This window comes from Wenyingzhuangia sp. 2_MG-2023 (assembly GCF_030548295.1).
Classification (GTDB): Bacteria; Bacteroidota; Bacteroidia; order Flavobacteriales; family Flavobacteriaceae; genus Wenyingzhuangia.
The window spans coordinates 116,500-134,911 of sequence record NZ_JAUOSB010000002.1 but is presented as its reverse complement, the minus strand read 5'-3'; the positions used below and the strand labels follow the sequence as shown (position 1 = coordinate 134,911).

Genomic DNA, 18,412 nt, shown 5'->3' with positions numbered 1-18,412 from the left:
GAGGAAATGTATTTTTCTTCGGCTTTTTTTAGTTTGTACTAATTTACCTTTGTTCATTTTTTACTATTCTAAAAAGGTGTTTCTGAAATAAGTGTTTGGAGTGCTTTTGTCATTAAGTAATGAAATGTATGTGTTTTTTACGTGAAAATAGATCATTCAGAACCTAAGAAAATCAACAACTAGTCAATATAGAATAGTAAAAAGTATGAATAGGATTGTTATTTATTTGCGAGTTAAAAAAATGTACTCAAGGGGATAAATGCTAAACTGAAAGAGACATTCCTGCTGTGTGTTTTGGTTAAATTTGTATGTGAATTATACAAAATATCAAGTATCAATGAAAAGAATCTTACTAGTTGCTATCATGTCTTTGATGGCTATAAGCACTTACTCTCAAGAGAAACCCAATATTGTTTTATTATTTGTTGACGATTACGGTTGGGCAGATATAGGTTATAGAAATAACTCGTTTGAAACCCCAAATTTAGATCAACTAAAAAAAGAAAGTTTAGATTTTCAGAGGGCATACATACCTACCCCTACATGTAGTCCTAGTAGATTGTCTTTATTAACAGGAAAAGAAGCAGTTCGTTTGCAAATGGTAAGACACATTGCCTTGGATCCAAAAAATCCAGATGCTAAGTATGCCATGTGGAAAACAGACCCTGTACAAATGCCTTCTTTAAATTATTTGCCCTTAGAAGAAACTACGTATGCAGAAAAAATTAAAGAATACGGTTATTACAATCATTTTATAGGGAAATGGCATTTAGGACATGAAAATCGTTACCCAATAGATCAAGGTTTTGATTCGGAATTTGGAACAACAAATGCAGGACATCCTAAAAGTTATTATTATCCATTTTTCAAAAAAGACGAAGATCCTAAAGGATATTTTAATACCAATAAAAAAGGAGACTATTTAACCGATGTGTTAACGGACAATGCAGTAGAATTTATTCAGAATTATAATAAAGAAAATCCGTTTATGTTAACATTTTGGTACTACTCAGTACACGGTCCTTCTGTAGGTAGAAAAGATTTGTTAAAAAAATACAAAGAAAGAGGAATAGAAGGAAAATACGCGGATCACCATGCCATGGTAGAAGCTATGGACGAATCTGTAGGTAGAGTAAGAAAGGCTTTAGAAGAAAAAGGAGTTGCAGATAATACTGTAATTATTGTATTATCAGACCAAGGAGGAGCTTATGCAAATGATCCTTTAAGAGGAGGTAAAAAAGGTGGAGATACCTTGGCAGAAGGTGGAGCACGTGTTCCGTTTATGATTAAATATCCTGGAATTACAAAAGCAAATACTGAATCTTTTGTACCTGTGCAATCTATTGATGTATTCCCTACTCTTATAGAAATTGCATCAGGAAAAAAATACAAAAATAAAGATATTCAGGGAGTTAGTTTAATGCCTTTGTTAAAAGGAGAAAATATTAAAGAAAGAAACTTATTTGGATTTAGAAGTTACGAAGATCAGTATACATCTATTATTCGTGGAGATTGGAAAATTATCAAATACCATTCAGGAAAATATCAATTATACAATGTAAAAACAGATCAAAGTGAATCACATGATTTGATCGGTACTGGGTTAAAAATAGAAAAGAAATTAAAAAAAGATTTGGCTAAGTGGGAAAAGAAAGCTGTACCTGCTTTTGGACCTTATCAGTTAAACGAAAAATAAAATGAAGAATTTTAAGTTGCTTAATGTACTGTTAGCAATGGCAGTACTGGTTTCTTGTGGACAAAATCTAAAAAAAGAAACTGCTAAAAAAAATAAAAAAGTATTAGAAAAACCAAATATCATCATTCTTTTGGCGGATGATCTAGGATACGGAGAACTGGGAGCTTATGGACAAAAAGTAATCAAAACACCATTTTTAGATGAAATAGCAAGTAAAGGATTAAAGTTTACTGATTTTTATGCAGGAACATCTGTTTGTTCTCCATCAAGAGCTGTTTTAATGACGGGTAAACACACAGGTCATTTAAGCATTAGAGGAAACAAAGGAAAATTATCCGAAAAAAAATGGGATCGAGTAGCTTTAAAAAAATCAGAGACTACTGTAGCTGAGGTTTTACAAAGTGGAGGTTATCAAACAGCTATGATTGGAAAATGGCATTTAGGAATTCCAGAAGACGTTTCTACTTGGGCAAAAGGTCGTGGTTTTGACTACGCTGTTCAAGAACAATGGGGAGAAGATAAAAATGGAAAAGAAATTGATGAACGTGTTCATTGGGTGAATAACAACCAAGATTCTATTTTTTACAATTACAATAAGTACAAATGCTTGGATGAGTTTAGAACCAATTTTGCATTGGATTATTTAGACAAAAAATCAGATGAAAAGCCGTTCTTTTTATACATGTCTTATCGTATTCCACATGCACATGAATTCTTTTTGAGTAAAACAGATTTGTATGCAGATAAAATAGAAGAATGGCCAGAAATAGAAAGAAGACATGCGGCTAGAATTACCATGTTAGATGCTCAAATAAAACGTTTGTTTGATAAGTTAGAAGCTAGCGGAGATTTAGAAAACACATTGATTCTTATTACAAGTGACAATGGACCAACAGCAGAAAATCATCATGATTATAAATTTTTTAATAGTTCGGGTTCTTTAAAAGGTTACAAAAGAGATGTGTACGAAGGAGGAGTTAGAGTGCCTTTAATTGCATATTGGCAAAACAAAATTGCAGAAGGAACCACTACAGATTTTCCAGCTACCTTTTATGATGTAATGCCAACTTTGGCAGAAGTAGCTAAATCAAAAGCCCCAGAAGCTATTGATGGAATTTCTTTTTTACCTCATTTATTAGGTAAAGAACAAAAAGAAAAACATGAATTTTTATACTGGGAAATTCAAGAAGGTCCTATAGTAAAAGGATTTAGACAAGCTACTCGTATTGGAAATTGGAAAGCGGTTCGTTATGGAGATAACTATCATACAGAATTATACAACTTAGAAACGGATTTGTATGAAACCAATGATGTTTCAAAAGATCATCCAGAAATTGTAGCAAAAGCAGAAGAGATTTTAAAAAGAGAAAGTGTTAAAGATGAACATTTTCCGTTTTCGGGAGGAGTTTTTAAAAAGTAAAAAATGAAAAATACAATAATAGCCATCGTATTAATGTTGACAATCAACACGATTTATTCTCAACAAAAACCCAATATTATTTGGATTATGGCAGAGGACATGAGTACAGATTTGGAATGCTACGGAATGCCAGATGTAAAAACTCCCAATCTAAATAAAATGGCATCAGAGGGAATTCGGTTTAACAATGCGTTTGTAACCAATCCTATTTGTTCTCCCAGTAGATCATCTATGATGATTGGAACGCATCAGGTTAAAACGAATACGCACAACCATAGGAGTAATAGAAATGTTCCTTTAGATACTCAGTTTACACCTTTTACCAAATTATTAAGAGATGCTGGATATACTACTATTTTAGGAAATCATGCAGTGATGAAAAAAGGTAGAAAAATTGATGTGAATTTTAAACACGAGCCTCTTGGAGAATGGGATGGTAAAACAAAATTTGGATTGTTTGATAAATACGATACGTTTGAAAAAGAAGATCAACCTTTTTTTGCTCAAATTCAATGTGTGGTTACTCACAGAGGTGATTGGTGGAATAAGGTTAGAGAAGAGTCAAAGCATCCAACAAATTCCAAAACAGTCATCTTGCCTCCATACATGGCAGATCATCCGGCTATTAGGTTAGACTGGGCTAAATATTTAGATCAGATAGAGTATATGGATTATGAGGTGGGAATGATTTTTAAGGAATTGGAAGAAAAAGGAATGGCAGATAATACAATTGTTATTTTTATTGGAGATAATGGTCGTTGTAATATTAGAGGAAAAGGATATTTACAAGATCCAGGACTTAGAATTCCTTTATTAATTCATTATCCAAAAGAAATAAAAGCAGGACAAGTAACCGATCAAGTAGTTTCAGCTACAGATATTACAGCTACTATTGTTGATTATGCAGGGATAAAAGTTCCAAAATACATGACAGGTCAGCCAATATTCAGCAAGAAATTTGATAGAGAATACGTATACGGAGCTCGTGATTTATGGGATGAGATAGAAGAAAAATCAAGAGCTGTTACTTCTGGCGATTGGTCATATATCCGAAATGACAAACCAGAAGTTCCTTACGATGCACATCAAGCCTACTTAGAGTTTTACAGACCAGCAGTACATATAATGAGAGAATTGTATAAGGAAGGAAAATTAAATGAGTATCAAAAACCATTTTTTGAACCCTTAAAACCTGCAGAAGAATTGTATGATTTGAAATCGGATCCTTACCAACTACACAACTTGGCTAACAATCCAAAATACACTAAAATACTCAAAAAATTACGAAAAGAAACCAAGTGTTTTGACAAAGAGATGAAGCCTGTAAGTAATGTATATGAACCAATTATTACACAAGGACCAGAAGTAGTAGCGTGGCTAAAAGAAGCAATGCCTAAAGAGTATCAGAAAATGATAAATGGTGAAGAGATAGGTTACAAAAAAATTACAGCGTTGTATAAAAAAGCACATAATATTAAAAAGTAATGAATAGATTAGAGAAAACATACCTTTTTGGATTTTTGCTAGCTGTGCTTTTGATTTTTCAATCATGCAAAAAAGAAAGTCAAGTTAAGTACGGAAAGGTTAGCATCAATTCTGGATGGAAATTCAATTTGTTAGAAGGAAATGAATCGGAAACAGATTTTGAAAAAACAAACTATAACGATGCCAATTGGGAAGCCATAAGTTTGCCACATACTGCAAACATAGAACCCTTGGTGGTTAACAATCAATGGCAGGGAATCTGTTGGTACAGAAAACAATTGGAAGTTCCTGCTTTGGAGGTTCAAAAAAGAGTTTTGGTTGAGTTTGAAGCAGCAATGAATACGGCTGAAATTTGGATCAACGGGAAGAAGATTACAAAACACATGGGAGGATATTTACCAATTGTGTTGGATGTAACGGATTTTGTACAAAAGGGAAAATCCAACGTAATAGCCGTGAGGTTGGATAATCAAGACAATCCTATAATAGGACCAAAACCTTTAAAAATATTAGATTTTAATACCTATGGAGGTTTGTACAGAAATGCATGGATGATTTTAAAAGATGAGGTTCATATTTCTCATGCAGCTATTGCTGATAAAGTTGCTGGAGGTGGAGTTTTTGTTACTTATCCAAAGGTTAGTGCAAAGCAATCTGTTGTAAATGTAAAAACAAATGTTGTGAACCATGGAGAGGGAAATATTGAAATAGAAATTGAAAATTCTATATACTTTGAGGATAAATTAATCATTCAACAAAAATCAGATTTATCATTGTCATCAATACAAGATAAGGATGTGACCATGGATTTGAACATAATCAATGCAGAATTATGGTCTCCGTCAAACCCTAATTTGTACACGTTAGAAACTAAGGTGTATCGCAATGGAATAGAGGTGGATAAAGAAGTACAGAAAATTGGAATTCGTGAGTTTACTTTTAAAGAAAATCAATTGTATATTAATGGCGTAAAGACTTTTTTAAGAGGAGTGAATCGTCATCAAGAATATCCTTTTGTTGGCTACGCAATGTCTGACAATGCACAGTATAGAGATGCAAAGAAAATTAAAGACGGTGGCTTTAACTACATTCGTTTGTCTCATTACCCACAATCACCTGCTTTTATGGATGCTTGTGATGAGTTGGGAATTGTAGTGATAGATGCTATTTTAGGATGGCAATACTATGCAGATAATGATGATTTTAGAAATTATTGTTACCATTCTTCCAAACAATTGATTCGTAGAGATAGAAACAGACCTTCTGTTTTGGCCTGGGAAGTTTCTTTGAATGAAACACAAATGCCAATCTTTTTTATGGAAGAATTGAACAAAATTGTACACGCAGAATATCCAGGGGAACATGTTTTTTCTTGTGGTTGGATGGATGATGTTTACGATATTTATTTGCAAGCTCGTCAACACAGAATTATGCATCCGAATAAATTGAAAGAAAATCAGCCTTATTCGGTTTCAGAATATGGAGATTGGGAGTATTATTCTAAAAACGCAGGATTGAATCAAGATCAATTGCCAAATGATTTGCGTGATGAATTTAGCAGTCGTCAAGCACGTAGTTATGGAGAAGAAAGAATGTTACGACAAGCGTATAATGTACAAGAAGCACATAATGATAACTTAACCACTAGAGCTTATTCTGATAGTTATTGGGTAATGTATGATTACAATAGAGGATATCATGATCAGATTGAAGAGTCTGGATTGATGGATATTTTCCGTTTGCCAAAATTTGCATATTATTTTTATCAAAGTCAAAGAAATTTACAAGATGGGGCAGTGGTAAAAATTGCGTCTTATTGGAATGAAAAATCACCATTAAACTTAAAAGTATATAGCAATTGTGAGGAGGTTGCTCTGTATTTAAATGGAGAATTGATAGGAAAACAAAAACCAGATACCGATAAGAATTCAACAGAATTATTACATCCGCCTTTTACCTTTGATCTTAAAAAATTTGAAAAAGGAACTTTAAAAGCAATTGGATATGTAGATGGAAAAGAAACAAAAATAGAGGAGATAACCACACCAGAAAGTGCAGTTGGTTTAAAACTTTGGTTAGATACAGCGGGTAAAAAAGCAGAAACAGGAGTAAATGATGTTTTGTTTTTATATGTAGCTGCTATTGATGCAAACGGAACCATTGTACCTGGTTATTCAGAAAAGGTGACTTTTACAATTGATGGAGCTGCAACAATTGTAAATGTAGGAGAAATAAAAGCAGAAGCAGGAATTGCCACAGCTTTACTGAAAATAGGAACAGAACAAGAGAAAATTAAAATTGTAGCAAAATCAAAAAACTTGTCTCAAGACTATGAGTTAGCATTATAATTTCATCATTACCATGATTTTAAAAAGGGCTTGTTTGTTACAAATAAGTCCTTTTTTACGTAGAAATACAATTCATTGACAAAAGAGAACAATGTTTTTTTATGAAAAAACAATCTTTGTGTACTTGTAAATTATCAAAAGAAAGAATGAAGAACATAAAAAAAATAAATTTAAGAATCATCAGAAATATCATCATGGTTCTGTTTACTGCAAATTCTTTTGCAAGCTCTATTTCTGTGGAGCCTATTTTATTTAAAACAAATATAGCTAATGATGCTACACCTGTTGTTTTGGATAGAATTTTGAAATTAGATAAAACCAAAGAAAATCAAATCAAATTTGAAAAAGGAACGTATCATTTTTATTCTGAAAAAGGTTTGGAAAAGTTTTGTTACATATCCAATCATGATGATGTAATGGTGAGAACAGCTTTTCCCATTTTTGATTTTAAAAACATCAGCATAGATGGTCAAGGTTCTACTTTTATATTTCATGGTAAAATGATTCCTTTTATGATAGATGATTCTAAAAATGTATCAGTTAAAAATGTAACGATAGATTGGGAGATGTCTTTTCATAGCGAATCTGTGATTGTTGCTGTGGATGAAAAAAACAAAACGTTTGATATGCGTATTTCAGAGGAATATCCTTATGAAATTAGAAACAACCAATTGTATTTTGTAAAAGAGTATTATGAGCACGATTTGGGACAAACCATAATGTACGATCCAAATAGGAAAGCAATTATGTTTGATACAGAAAGCTATACAAACTTAACTATTTCTAAAAAAGCAAAAGTTTCTAGAAACGTATCAAATATTGACTACAAGTATGAATATGACCATCGTTCTAAGTTTTTTGGACCTTTGGGGAGAGAGTTAAGTATTGTTATAAAAGAATTAGAGCCAGGTTTGGTTAGAGTTTTCAATCATAAAAAAAAGTTACCTCCTGTAGGGATGGTGCTGGCAAGTAAAGGGAGCCAAAGCGTAAATAGATTGGCTCCAGCTTTTAGAGTAACCAATACGGCAGGTTTTAACGGAACAAATATAAATATTCATCATGCAGGTGGAATGGGAATTATTGCAGAAAATTCTTCAGATTTAATTTTAGATAATTTTAATATCACACCTTCAAAAGGAAGAATGGTTTCTACAACAGCTGATGCAACTCATTTTGTTGGATGTAGCGGAAAAGTTGTATTGAGAAACTCAACCTTTCAAAATCAATTAGACGATGCTATGAATGTACACGGAACGTATCAAAAAATAGTAGATGTGTTAGATGAAAATCGTATTGGAGTAAGAATGGGACATTCGCAACAACAGGGTTTTGTAATTGGTAAAGAAAATGAATCAATTGGTTTGGTACGGTTGAGCAATTCGTTTTTTCCATATCATAAATTATCAATCAAAAATATTCAATACATTAACGGGCGTTATCAGATCATTACATTTAATGAGGAGTTGCCAAAAGAAGTTCAGCCAGGAGATTTGATAGAAAACTTAGATGGATATCCAGATTTGTTGGTAGAGAACTGTGTTATTAGTAACAACCGAGCAAGAGGTTTGTTAATTTCTAATCCAGTAAAAACCATTGTGAGAAATAACTTTTTTAGTACAGAAATGGAAGCAATTTTAATTCCTGTAGAAAGCGGTCATTGGTATGAATCTGGAAATGGAGCAAATATTACTATTGAAAATAATGTTTTTCAAGATTGCCAGCACAGTGGCTTTGATAGAGGAGTGATTCGTTTTGTAACAGATGACGATAACGAAAATATTGCATTTCGAAATATAAAAATTACCAACAATACATTCAATCAATTTGATAATTTGATTCTAGAAATTGCAAATACCGATGGCTTGGTGTTTTCTAATAATACCATTACCAACTCAGAAACGTTTCCCATGTTATATTCAGAAAATTCTGTGGTCACTGTAAAAACATCAAAGAATATCATTTTCAAGAAAAATAAATACAAGGGAAAAGCTGAAATTATCCTTAAAAAAGATGAATCTATCTCTAAATTAAAATTTAAATAGTACTCTGTGGTAAGAAAGCAATACAAACTTGATTTTATTGCTTTTTTTACTAGTATGTCCATGTAAAGTCTAATATGTTTATCACTAAAATATGTGATAAATTGTTAAATTCGTAATTCAAAATACTTAAAAATTATATAAATGAATTTTAAAAAGATCTTTCTGTCTAGTTTAGCCGTTTTGGCTATAGGAAGCACTATTTCGTGCAAGTCTAAAAAAGAAGAAAAACAATCAGAAAATAAAAAGAAACCCAATGTTGTAGTTATCTATTTAGATGATTTAGGATATGGTGATGTTAGTGCTTACGGAGGTCAAGGTTTAGAAACTCCCAATATAGATAAATTAGCTGCTGGAGGTATACAATTTACCAACGGTTATGCATCATCAGCAACTTGTACACCAAGTAGGTATGCTTTGTTAACAGGAGTTTATCCGTGGAAAAATAAAGATGCTAGAATTTTACCAGGTACAGCACCTTTATTAATATCTACTACGCAACAAACATTGCCAAAAATGTTCAAAGCTCAAGGATATCAAACAGGAATTGTAGGTAAATGGCATTTAGGTTTGGGTGATGGTCATACAGATTGGAACAAACATATTTCTCCAGGACCTAATGAGGTTGGTTTTGAATCATCTTATATTATGGCCGCAACTCAAGATAGAGTTCCTACTGTATATATAGAAAATGGAGATGTAGTTGGTTTAGATCCAAACGATCCTATTGAAATTAATTACAAAGAAAACTTTGAAGGACAACCTACAGGAGTAGACAATCCAGAATTATTGAAAATGATGTGGCACCACGGACACAATAGTAGTATTGTAAACGGAATTCCACGTATTGGATATATGAAAGGTGGAGAAGCTGCTAAATGGAAAGATGAAGACATGGCAGACCATTTCTTAGCTAAAGCAAAAACATATGTGAAAGAGCACAAAAAAAATCCTTTCTTTTTATACTATGCTATGCAGCAACCACACGTGCCAAGAACTCCACACTCTCGTTTTGTAGGAAAGTCAGGATTAGGAGCAAGAGGTGATGTTATTTTAGAAGCAGATTGGGTAATTGGTGAGTTTATCAAGACATTAGAAGAGGAAGGGATTTTAGAAAACACATTAATTGTATTTTCTAGTGATAACGGACCTGTTTTAAATGATGGTTACAATGATGGTGCAGATAAAACTTTAGACAAACACGATCCTAAAGGAGAACTAAGAGGAGGAAAGTATAGTTTGTATGAAGCAGGTACAAGAGTTCCTTTTATTACTTACTGGAAAGGGCATATAGAACCAAAAGTATCAGATGCTTTAGTTTGCCAGATGGACTTGTTAGCTTCTTTAGCAACTTTAGTAGGTACAGAAGAGAATACAACAGATAGTAAAGATTTGTTAGACGTGTTTTTAGGAAAAAGTGATAAAGGAAGAGAATCTTTAGTGATTGAAGCAAATACAAAAACAGCTTTGAGAAAAGGAGATTGGATTATGATTCCGCCTTATAAAGGTCCTAAAGTAGCAGATCAAGTAAATATAGAGTTAGGAAACGATGATGAATTCCAATTATATAACTTAAAACAAGATATTGGACAGACACATAATTTAGCGAAAGAACAACCAAAAGTTTTGAAAGAAATGCTGGCTAGTTTTGAGGCTATTAGAGGAAAAAACTATTCTAAAGTTCAAAAATTAGAATTAAAATAGCACTATTTTTTTTTAAAAGGACAAAAGCATTCAGTGGGGCTAAGCAACTTATTGAATGTTTTTGTCCTTTATTAAAGACATAAATATATGCTTGTATATCAAGAAAAAACTACTATATTTGCATTGGAATATTTGAAATGAGTGAGTGGGGCTATTATGCCCCACTTTTTATAGGTATATATGGATAAAAATAAAGTCGAAAATTACATAGACTTAGCTTTAGAAGAAAATCCGTCTTTGTTTTTAGTGGAGTTGCATATTGATACAGACAACAAGATTTTAGTTACAATTGACGGTGATAAAGGGGTTCCTTTGAGCGAGTGCATTCGCATTAGTAGATTTGTAGAAAACAACTTAGATAGAGAAGAGGAAGATTACAGTTTGGAAGTTGCGACACCTGATATTGCAAAACCGATAGTAATGAGAAGACAATATGTCAAAAATATTGGTAGAGTCTTAAAAGTTAAAACAGAAGAAAAAAGTTACGAAGGGGCATTGACTGAGGTAAACGATGATAACATCGTGTTAGTTTGGGAAACAAGAGAGCCAAAGCCAGTAGGAAAAGGTAAGATAACTGTAGAAAAGACAGCAACTCTAACCTATGAAGAGATAAAGGAAACAAAAGTTAAAATATTATTTTAGTTAAGATAATTAAATGGAGAATATAGATTTAATCAATTCATTTTCAGAATTTAAAGACGATAAGAATATTGATCGTGTAATGTTAATGTCTATCTTAGAGGATGTTTTTAGAGCAGCCTTAAAGAGAAAATATGGTTCTGATGAGAATTTTGATATTATTGTAAATCCTGACAAAGGAGATTTAGAAATTTGGCGTAACCGTGTGGTTGTAGAAGACGGGATGTCTGAGGATGATAATGAAGAGATTGAGTTGGCTGAGGCTAGGTCAATTGAACCAGATTTTGAAGTAGGAGAAGAGGTTTCTGAAGAAATAAAATTACACCAATTAGGGAGAAGAGCTATTTTAGCATTGCGTCAAAACTTAATTTCTAAAATTTACGAGCACGATAGCACAAATCTATATAAGAAATTTAAAGAGTTAGAAGGAGATTTATACACAGCAGAAGTACATCACATCAAACACAATGCAATCATTTTGTTAGATGAAGAAGGAAACGAAATTGTATTACCAAAAAGTGAACAAATTCGTTCTGATTTTTTCCGAAAAGGAGATTCTGTAAGAGGAATTATCAAGACGGTAGAATTGAGAGGGAACAAACCTGCTATTATTTTATCAAGAACAGCTCCAGAATTTTTAACAAAATTATTTGAGCAAGAAATTCCAGAAGTATATGATGGTTTGATTACTATTGAAGGAGTTGCACGTATACCTGGAGAAAAAGCGAAAATTGCAGTGGACTCTTACGATGATAGAATTGATCCTGTTGGTGCTTGTGTAGGTGTTAAAGGATCTAGAATTCACGGTATTGTTCGCGAATTAGGAAATGAAAATATAGACGTTGTTAATTACACAAAGAATACGCAATTGTATATTTCTAGGGCTTTGAGTCCTGCTAAAGTTGTGAAAATAGATATCTTTGACGCTGTAGGTGATAAAAAGCCAAAAGCAGAGGTTTATTTAAAACCAGAAGAAGTATCTAAAGCAATTGGTAGAAATGGTGTAAACATTCGTTTGGCAACACAATTAACAGGTTACGAAATTGACGTGTTAAGAGAAGGTGCAGAAGATGATGAAGACGTAGAGTTGACAGAGTTTTCTGATGAAATAGAAGCATGGATAATTGACGAATTCAAAAGCATTGGTCTTGATACTGCAAAAAGCGTTATCGAAAAAGATGTTGCTGAATTAGTGAGCAGAACCGATTTAGAAGAAGAAACAATTATTGAGGTTCAACGTATTTTAAAAGAAGAATTTAATAAATAGGAATATTCAAACCTATTGGCAAAACATCTTCTTAAACAAAAAAAGTAAAAAGTATATATGTCTGTAAGCAAAATATTAAGGCTTAACAAAGTTTTACGAGAGTTAAACATATCGTTAGATAGGGCTGTAGAACATCTTTCATCCAAAGGGATAGAAATTGAAGCTCGTCCTACAACAAAAATCTCTAATCAAGAATACCAAATCTTATTAGATGGCTTTCAAACAGATGCAGAAAAAAAAGCTGTGTCTAAGGAAGTTGGTGAAGAAAAGAGAAAAGAAAAAGAAGAATTACGTTTAGCTTTAGAAGAAAAAAGACGTAAAGAGGAAGAAGAAAGAACTAGTGTTTTAAAAGCAAGAGCTGAGAAGCTTTCTGTTAAAACGGTAGGTAAAATAGATTTGAATCCTAAACCAGTAGAAACCCCTAAGGAAACTCCAGTTGAAGAGAAAGTTCCTGTAGAGGAAAAACCTGCTGTAGTTGCAACTGATGAGACTGTTAAAGAAGAACCGGTTGTAGAAAAAGAAATTCCAAAAAAGGAAGAACCACAAGTTATCAAAGCTAGTGCTCCAAAATTGGGAGGTTTGAAAATTGTGAAACCCGCTGTGGAAGTTGTTAAGCAAGAACCAAAGAAAGAAGAAATAGTGAAGGAAGAGGTAAAACAACAACCAAAAGTTGAAAAACCAACAACTCCACCTGTAGAAGCTCCAAAACCGGAAGCTCCAAAAACTGCTGCTGTTGAAGAAAAAACAACAAAACCAGTAAATACAGGGAATAATAATCCGGAAGAAGGAGGAGAGCCTGAAGCAATTAAGACTCAATATCAAAAACTTTCAGGACCAAAACTTACAGGTACTAAAATTGATTTAAAGCAATTTGAAAGACCTAAAAAGAAAAAACCAGATCCAAAGGCAGCCAATTCAGCAAACGATCCTAAAAAGAAACGTAAGAGAATTGTAAAACCAGGAGGAAATACAGCCACAACTGGACAAAATCAAAATAGACCAGGTGGACAAAATAGACCAGGTGGACAAAATAGACCAGGTGGTGGACCAAATAGACCAGGTGGACCAAACAGATCAGGTGGTCCAAATAGACCAGGACAAAGAGGACGATTCAATACTCCACCAGTTACAAAAGAAGAGCCATCTGAGGAAGAAGTACAAAGACAAGTACGTGAAACTTTAGAAAGATTACAAGGAAAGTCTAAAAAGAACAAAGGTGCTAAATACCGTAGAGAAAAACGTGATTTACACCGTCAACAAGCAGATGATGTTCAAGCTCAAGAAGCAGCAGATAGTAAAGTACTGAAAGTAACTGAATTTGTTACAGTAAGTGAAGTTGCTACCATGATGGATGTTGCTGTAACAGAAATTATTTCGGCATGTATGATGTTAGGAATGATGGTTACAATGAACCAACGTTTGGATGCTGAAACAATTAAAATTGTAGCAGAAGAATTTAATTATGAAGTTGAGTTTGTTGGTGCTGAAGTTGAAGAAGCTATTTCTGATGATGAAGATAGTGAAGAAGATTTAGAAGATAGAGCTCCTATTGTTACAATCATGGGGCACGTAGATCATGGTAAAACTTCTTTACTAGATTACATTCGTAAAGCAAATGTAATTGCAGGGGAATCAGGAGGTATTACACAGCATATTGGAGCGTACTCAGTGAGAATTAGTACAGGACAAAAAATTGCATTCTTAGATACACCAGGTCACGAAGCCTTTACAGCAATGCGTGCTCGTGGTGCACAAGTAACGGATTTAGTAATTGTTGTAATTGCTGCTGATGATGATGTGATGCCACAAACAAAAGAAGCAATTAGTCATGCGCAAGCGGCGGGTGTACCAATTGTTTTTGCACTGAATAAAATTGACAAACCAACAGCTAACCCAGATAATGTGAAACAACAATTAGCAAGTATGGATTTACTTGTTGAAGATTGGGGTGGTAAATACCAATGTCAAGAAATATCTGCTAAAACAGGTTTAGGTGTTGAAGATTTATTAGAAAAAGTAATTCTAGAATCTGAAATTTTAGAATTGAAAGCAAATCCAAATAAATTGGCTTTAGGTACAGTAGTTGAGGCTCAATTGGATAAAGGTAGAGGTTATGTTTCTACAATTATGGTACAAGGAGGTACTTTAAAAATTGGAGATTATATATTAGCAGGGAAACACTCTGGAAAAGTAAGAGCTATGTTTGATGAACGTGGTAAGAATGTAGATCAAGCACCGCCATCAACACCAGTTTCAATTTTAGGATTGGATGGAGCACCACAAGCGGGTGATAAGTTTAATGTGTTTGAAGATGAAAGAGAAGCAAAACAAATTGCTTCAAAACGTTCTCAATTACAACGTGAGCAATCTGTAAGAACTCAGAAAACATTAACATTAGACGAAATTGGTCGTCGTATCGCTTTAGGAGATTTCAAGGAATTGAATATTATCTTAAAAGGAGATGTGGATGGATCTGTAGAAGCATTGACAGATTCTTTCCAAAAACTATCTACAGAAGAAATTCAAGTAAATATTTTACACAAAGGTGTAGGGGCTATTACAGAGTCTGATGTATTGTTGGCTTCTGCTTCTGATGCAATTATTGTAGGGTTTAACGTAAGACCAGCTGGAAACGCTAGAATTGTTGCCGATACTGAAGAAGTTGATATTAGAACATACTCTATTATTTATGACGCTATTAACGACTTGAAGGATGCGATGGAAGGTATGTTATCTCCAGATACAAAAGAAGAGGTGTTAGGTAATGTTGAGATTAGAGAAGTTTATAAAATTTCTAAAGTTGGTAACATTGCAGGATGTATGGTTGTTCAAGGTAAGATTACTAGAAATTCTAAAATACGCATCATTAGAGAAGGAATTGTTGTTCATGATGGTGAGTTAACTGCATTGAAACGATTCAAAGATGATGTAAAAGAAGTTACCAAAGGATATGATTGTGGAGTTCAAATTAAGAACTACAATGATATTGTTATTGGAGATGTAATTGAATCTTACGAAATTGTAGAGGTTAAGAAGAAATTATAAAATTTCAAATTAAATATTAAAAAGAGCATTCTTGTAAAAGAGTGCTCTTTTTAGTTTTTAGCCATTTCAATTAGCTTTACAACCGTATTCCAGTTACGTGATGTAGCCTTAATATGTAATTGTTGTTCTAAAAAGTTATTGTTAATTTTTGAGGCACTGTATTTTGTAGCATATAGAATAGAAATAGATTTTTGGCCAATTTGATATAAGTCTTTTCCAAAATCTTTTTGACTCAATAACTCTATATTTTCTATGTTTGGTTTTTGTTTTGTAAAAACAACGTAGTTCCTTTTGTTTAAAATTTCATAAGGATATGATTTTACAATTTCTATAAAATCAGTCAATCTATAGCAAAAAACTTCTATCTTGTATTGGTACTCTTGCTGAATTGTGTTTTGGATCAAATCTGAAATTTTTGTGTTCTTTGTCAAAGAACTCTCAATGACAAAATTACCACTTTGTATGTAGCTTATTACAGATTTAATTTCCGTTTTATCTGTTAGGATTTTGACAAAATCATTAAGGATAATTTTGTTTTTTCCACCAACATTAATTCCTCTTAGAAGTACAATATATTTCATTTAAAAAGTATTATTAACGTTAAAGTATGATTTATATTAGTTTTTAAAGCTATTTAAAAATGTATTTTTGTTTAAATTTCAATCACTATTTATGAGTAAAGCTATATACATTGCTGCATCACATTCCAACAGTGGAAAGTCAATTGTAACATTAGGTCTAATGCGTTTGTTGCTTGGTAAAACAACAAAAGTAGGTTATTTGAAACCTATTATTACTACAGAAAAAAGTCAAAAAGATTTTCATATAGAGACTATATTGTCTCACTTTGATTTGGATATAGATTACGATGATGCTTATGTTTTTACAGGAAAACAAGTCATTGCTAAAAGAAATCAAGGGAAAAATGGAGAAATTATTGACACCATTATCAAAAGGTATAAAGAAATGGAATCTAAATACGATTTTATTTTGGTTGAAGGTACAGATTTTGAGGGGGATGCGACTTCTTTTGAGGCAGAGTTGAATGTTAAAATAGCAAAAAATTTAGGAATTCCTGCTTTGATTATAAGCAAGGCAAAAAAAGGAGTTTCAGTTAATGATGTGATTGAAACTACCAAACTAATTTACGACACTTTTATCAATGATGACGTAAATGTATTGTCAGTAGTTATCAATAAAGTGAATAAAAATCATGTTGAAATGATTGAAAAACACTTGGATAAAATAGTGGCTTCTTCTGTTGTAAAAACAGTAATTCCTTATTCAGTTAAATTATCAAGCCCAACGGTTGCAGAAATTGTAAGAGAACTGGATGCTGAAGTATTGTTTGGAGAAGGAGGATTGAACAATCCAATTAGTGCTTACGGAGTTGGTGCCATGCAATTGAGAAATCATTTAGAACATTATGTAGACAATTACTTGGTTGTAACACCAGGAGATAGAGCAGATATTATTTTAGGTTCTTTGCAAGCAAATAGTTCTAAAAATTACCCTAAGGTATCAGGAATTGTGTTAACGGGTGGATTGAAACCAGAAAAAACAATTTTAAAATTGATAGATGGACTGTCTGATGTAGTTCCAATTTTATCAGTAAAAACAGGAACTTTTGAAGCAACTACCAATGTGGCAAAAGTACAAGCTCAGATTTATGCCGGGAATACGGATAAAATTTTGGCATCATTAAGAATTTTTGACAAATATGTTCCAACTGAAGAGTTGACAAATGCCTTAATCAAATTTAAAGTAGACGGAATGACACCAAAAATGTTCCAATACAATATGATTGATAGGGCAAGTAAAACGAAAAAAAGAATTGTTTTGCCAGAAGGAAATGACCCTAGAATATTAGAAGCGGCAGCTATGTTGGCTACGTTGAATATTGTGGATGTTGTTTTATTAGGTAGCGTTGAAGAGATAAAAGAGAAGGCTGAAAAAATTGGGGTTGTGCTTAATTTGGATAAAATTAAAGTCATTAACCCAATAGATTCCGAGTATTATGAATATTTTTCAAACACTTTGTTTGAGTTGAGAAAACACAAGGGAATGAATTTAGACATGGCCAAAGATACAATGAGAGATGTTTCTTATTTTGGGACCATGTTGGTTCACAAAGGAATTGTAGATGGAATGGTTTCTGGAGCAGTAAATACCACACAACACACCATTAGACCTGCTTTACAATTTATCAAAACCAAACCTGGAGTTTCGGTAGTTTCTTCAATTTTCTTTATGTGTATGGACAATAGGGTTGCCATTTTTGGAGATTGTGCTATCAATCCAGATCCTACAGCAGAACAGTTGGCAGAAATTGCTATTTCTTCTGCAGATTCAGCAGCTAATTTTGGAATTGAACCAAGAGTTGCTATGTTGTCTTATTCTTCTGGTGCTTCTGGAAAAGGAGCTCAAGTTGATAAAGTTCGTTCAGCTACAGAAATTGTGAAACAAAAAAGACCTGATTTAAAAGTAGAAGGGCCTATTCAATATGATGCTGCAGTAGATACAGGTGTTGCAAAGAGCAAAATGCCAAATTCCGAAGTAGCAGGGAAAGCAACAGTGTTGGTGTTCCCAGATTTAAATACAGGAAACAATACCTATAAAGCTATCCAACGAGAAACAGGAGCTTTGGCCATAGGTCCTATGTTACAAGGATTAAACAAACCAGTAAACGACTTGAGTAGAGGTTGTACTGTAGACGATATTTTTAACACTGTAATTATAACCGCTATTCAAGCACAAGAATTATCATAA

At 33.0% G+C, this 18,412-nt stretch carries 11 protein-coding genes; 10 read left to right on the top strand and 1 reads right to left on the bottom strand.

From position 1 onward, the window contains the following. Positions 1-337 precede the first annotated feature (337 nt). The 9 genes from Q4548_RS03995 to infB all read left to right on the top strand — a co-directional run bounded on the left by Q4548_RS03995 (position 338) and on the right by infB (position 15,643). Positions 338-1,696, top strand: a complete 1,359-nt coding sequence (locus Q4548_RS03995) for a sulfatase (protein WP_303451803.1) — start codon at positions 338-340, stop codon at positions 1,694-1,696. 1 nt (position 1,697) lies between these two features. Then, entirely contained in the window at positions 1,698-3,116 is a 1,419-nt protein-coding gene (locus Q4548_RS03990; protein ID WP_303451801.1) for an arylsulfatase, read from the top strand. 3 nt (positions 3,117-3,119) lie between these two features. Beyond that, positions 3,120-4,601, top strand: a complete 1,482-nt coding sequence (locus Q4548_RS03985) for a sulfatase (RefSeq protein ID WP_303451799.1) — start codon at positions 3,120-3,122, stop codon at positions 4,599-4,601. Further along, entirely contained in the window at positions 4,601-6,949 is a 2,349-nt protein-coding gene (locus Q4548_RS03980; protein WP_303451797.1) for a glycoside hydrolase family 2 TIM barrel-domain containing protein, read from the top strand. The genes Q4548_RS03985 and Q4548_RS03980 overlap by 1 nt, the downstream gene beginning before the upstream one ends. A 146-nt stretch (positions 6,950-7,095) precedes the next feature. Beyond that, complete coding sequence (locus tag Q4548_RS03975) at positions 7,096-8,991, top strand: right-handed parallel beta-helix repeat-containing protein (protein WP_303451794.1); 1,896 nt, start codon at positions 7,096-7,098, stop codon at positions 8,989-8,991. A 141-nt stretch (positions 8,992-9,132) separates the two neighbouring features. After that, positions 9,133-10,692, top strand: a complete 1,560-nt coding sequence (locus tag Q4548_RS03970) for an arylsulfatase (RefSeq protein WP_303451792.1) — start codon at positions 9,133-9,135, stop codon at positions 10,690-10,692. A gap of 180 nt (positions 10,693-10,872) precedes the next feature. Next, on the top strand, positions 10,873-11,334 hold the full coding sequence (rimP, locus tag Q4548_RS03965; protein ID WP_303451791.1) for a ribosome assembly cofactor RimP: 462 nt from the start codon (positions 10,873-10,875) through the stop codon (positions 11,332-11,334). A gap of 13 nt (positions 11,335-11,347) precedes the next feature. Further along, positions 11,348-12,598 (top strand): transcription termination factor NusA, encoded by a 1,251-nt coding sequence (gene nusA / locus Q4548_RS03960; protein ID WP_303451789.1) that lies wholly within the window; start codon positions 11,348-11,350, stop codon positions 12,596-12,598. A gap of 57 nt (positions 12,599-12,655) precedes the next feature. Further along, positions 12,656-15,643, top strand: a complete 2,988-nt coding sequence (gene infB, locus Q4548_RS03955) for a translation initiation factor IF-2 (protein ID WP_303451786.1) — start codon at positions 12,656-12,658, stop codon at positions 15,641-15,643. Between the two features lie 50 nt (positions 15,644-15,693). On the opposite strand, the gene Q4548_RS03950 is transcribed toward infB, so the two are convergent. Next, a complete protein-coding gene (locus tag Q4548_RS03950; RefSeq protein WP_303451784.1) occupies positions 15,694-16,224 on the bottom strand; it encodes a DUF1697 domain-containing protein in 531 nt (176 codons plus the stop codon). A 91-nt stretch (positions 16,225-16,315) separates the two neighbouring features. Between Q4548_RS03950 and pta the strand changes: the two genes are divergently transcribed. Continuing rightward, on the top strand, positions 16,316-18,412 hold the full coding sequence (gene pta / locus Q4548_RS03945; RefSeq protein WP_303451782.1) for a phosphate acetyltransferase: 2,097 nt from the start codon (positions 16,316-16,318) through the stop codon (positions 18,410-18,412).

What these genes read in the sequence shown, in the direction of transcription:
- Q4548_RS03995 (WP_303451803.1), top strand. Translation starts at nt 338, where the DNA reads ATGAAAAGAATCTTACTAGTTGCTATCATGTCTTTGATGGCTATAAGC.
- Q4548_RS03990 (WP_303451801.1), top strand. Translation starts at nt 1,698, where the DNA reads ATGAAGAATTTTAAGTTGCTTAATGTACTGTTAGCAATGGCAGTACTG.
- Q4548_RS03985 (WP_303451799.1), top strand. Translation starts at nt 3,120, where the DNA reads ATGAAAAATACAATAATAGCCATCGTATTAATGTTGACAATCAACACG.
- Q4548_RS03980 (WP_303451797.1), top strand. Translation starts at nt 4,601, where the DNA reads ATGAATAGATTAGAGAAAACATACCTTTTTGGATTTTTGCTAGCTGTG.
- Q4548_RS03975 (WP_303451794.1), top strand. Translation starts at nt 7,096, where the DNA reads ATGAAGAACATAAAAAAAATAAATTTAAGAATCATCAGAAATATCATC.
- Q4548_RS03970 (WP_303451792.1), top strand. Translation starts at nt 9,133, where the DNA reads ATGAATTTTAAAAAGATCTTTCTGTCTAGTTTAGCCGTTTTGGCTATA.
- rimP (WP_303451791.1), top strand. Translation starts at nt 10,873, where the DNA reads ATGGATAAAAATAAAGTCGAAAATTACATAGACTTAGCTTTAGAAGAA.
- nusA (WP_303451789.1), top strand. Translation starts at nt 11,348, where the DNA reads ATGGAGAATATAGATTTAATCAATTCATTTTCAGAATTTAAAGACGAT.
- infB (WP_303451786.1), top strand. Translation starts at nt 12,656, where the DNA reads ATGTCTGTAAGCAAAATATTAAGGCTTAACAAAGTTTTACGAGAGTTA.
- Q4548_RS03950 (WP_303451784.1), bottom strand. Translation starts at nt 16,224, where the DNA reads ATGAAATATATTGTACTTCTAAGAGGAATTAATGTTGGTGGAAAAAAC.
- pta (WP_303451782.1), top strand. Translation starts at nt 16,316, where the DNA reads ATGAGTAAAGCTATATACATTGCTGCATCACATTCCAACAGTGGAAAG.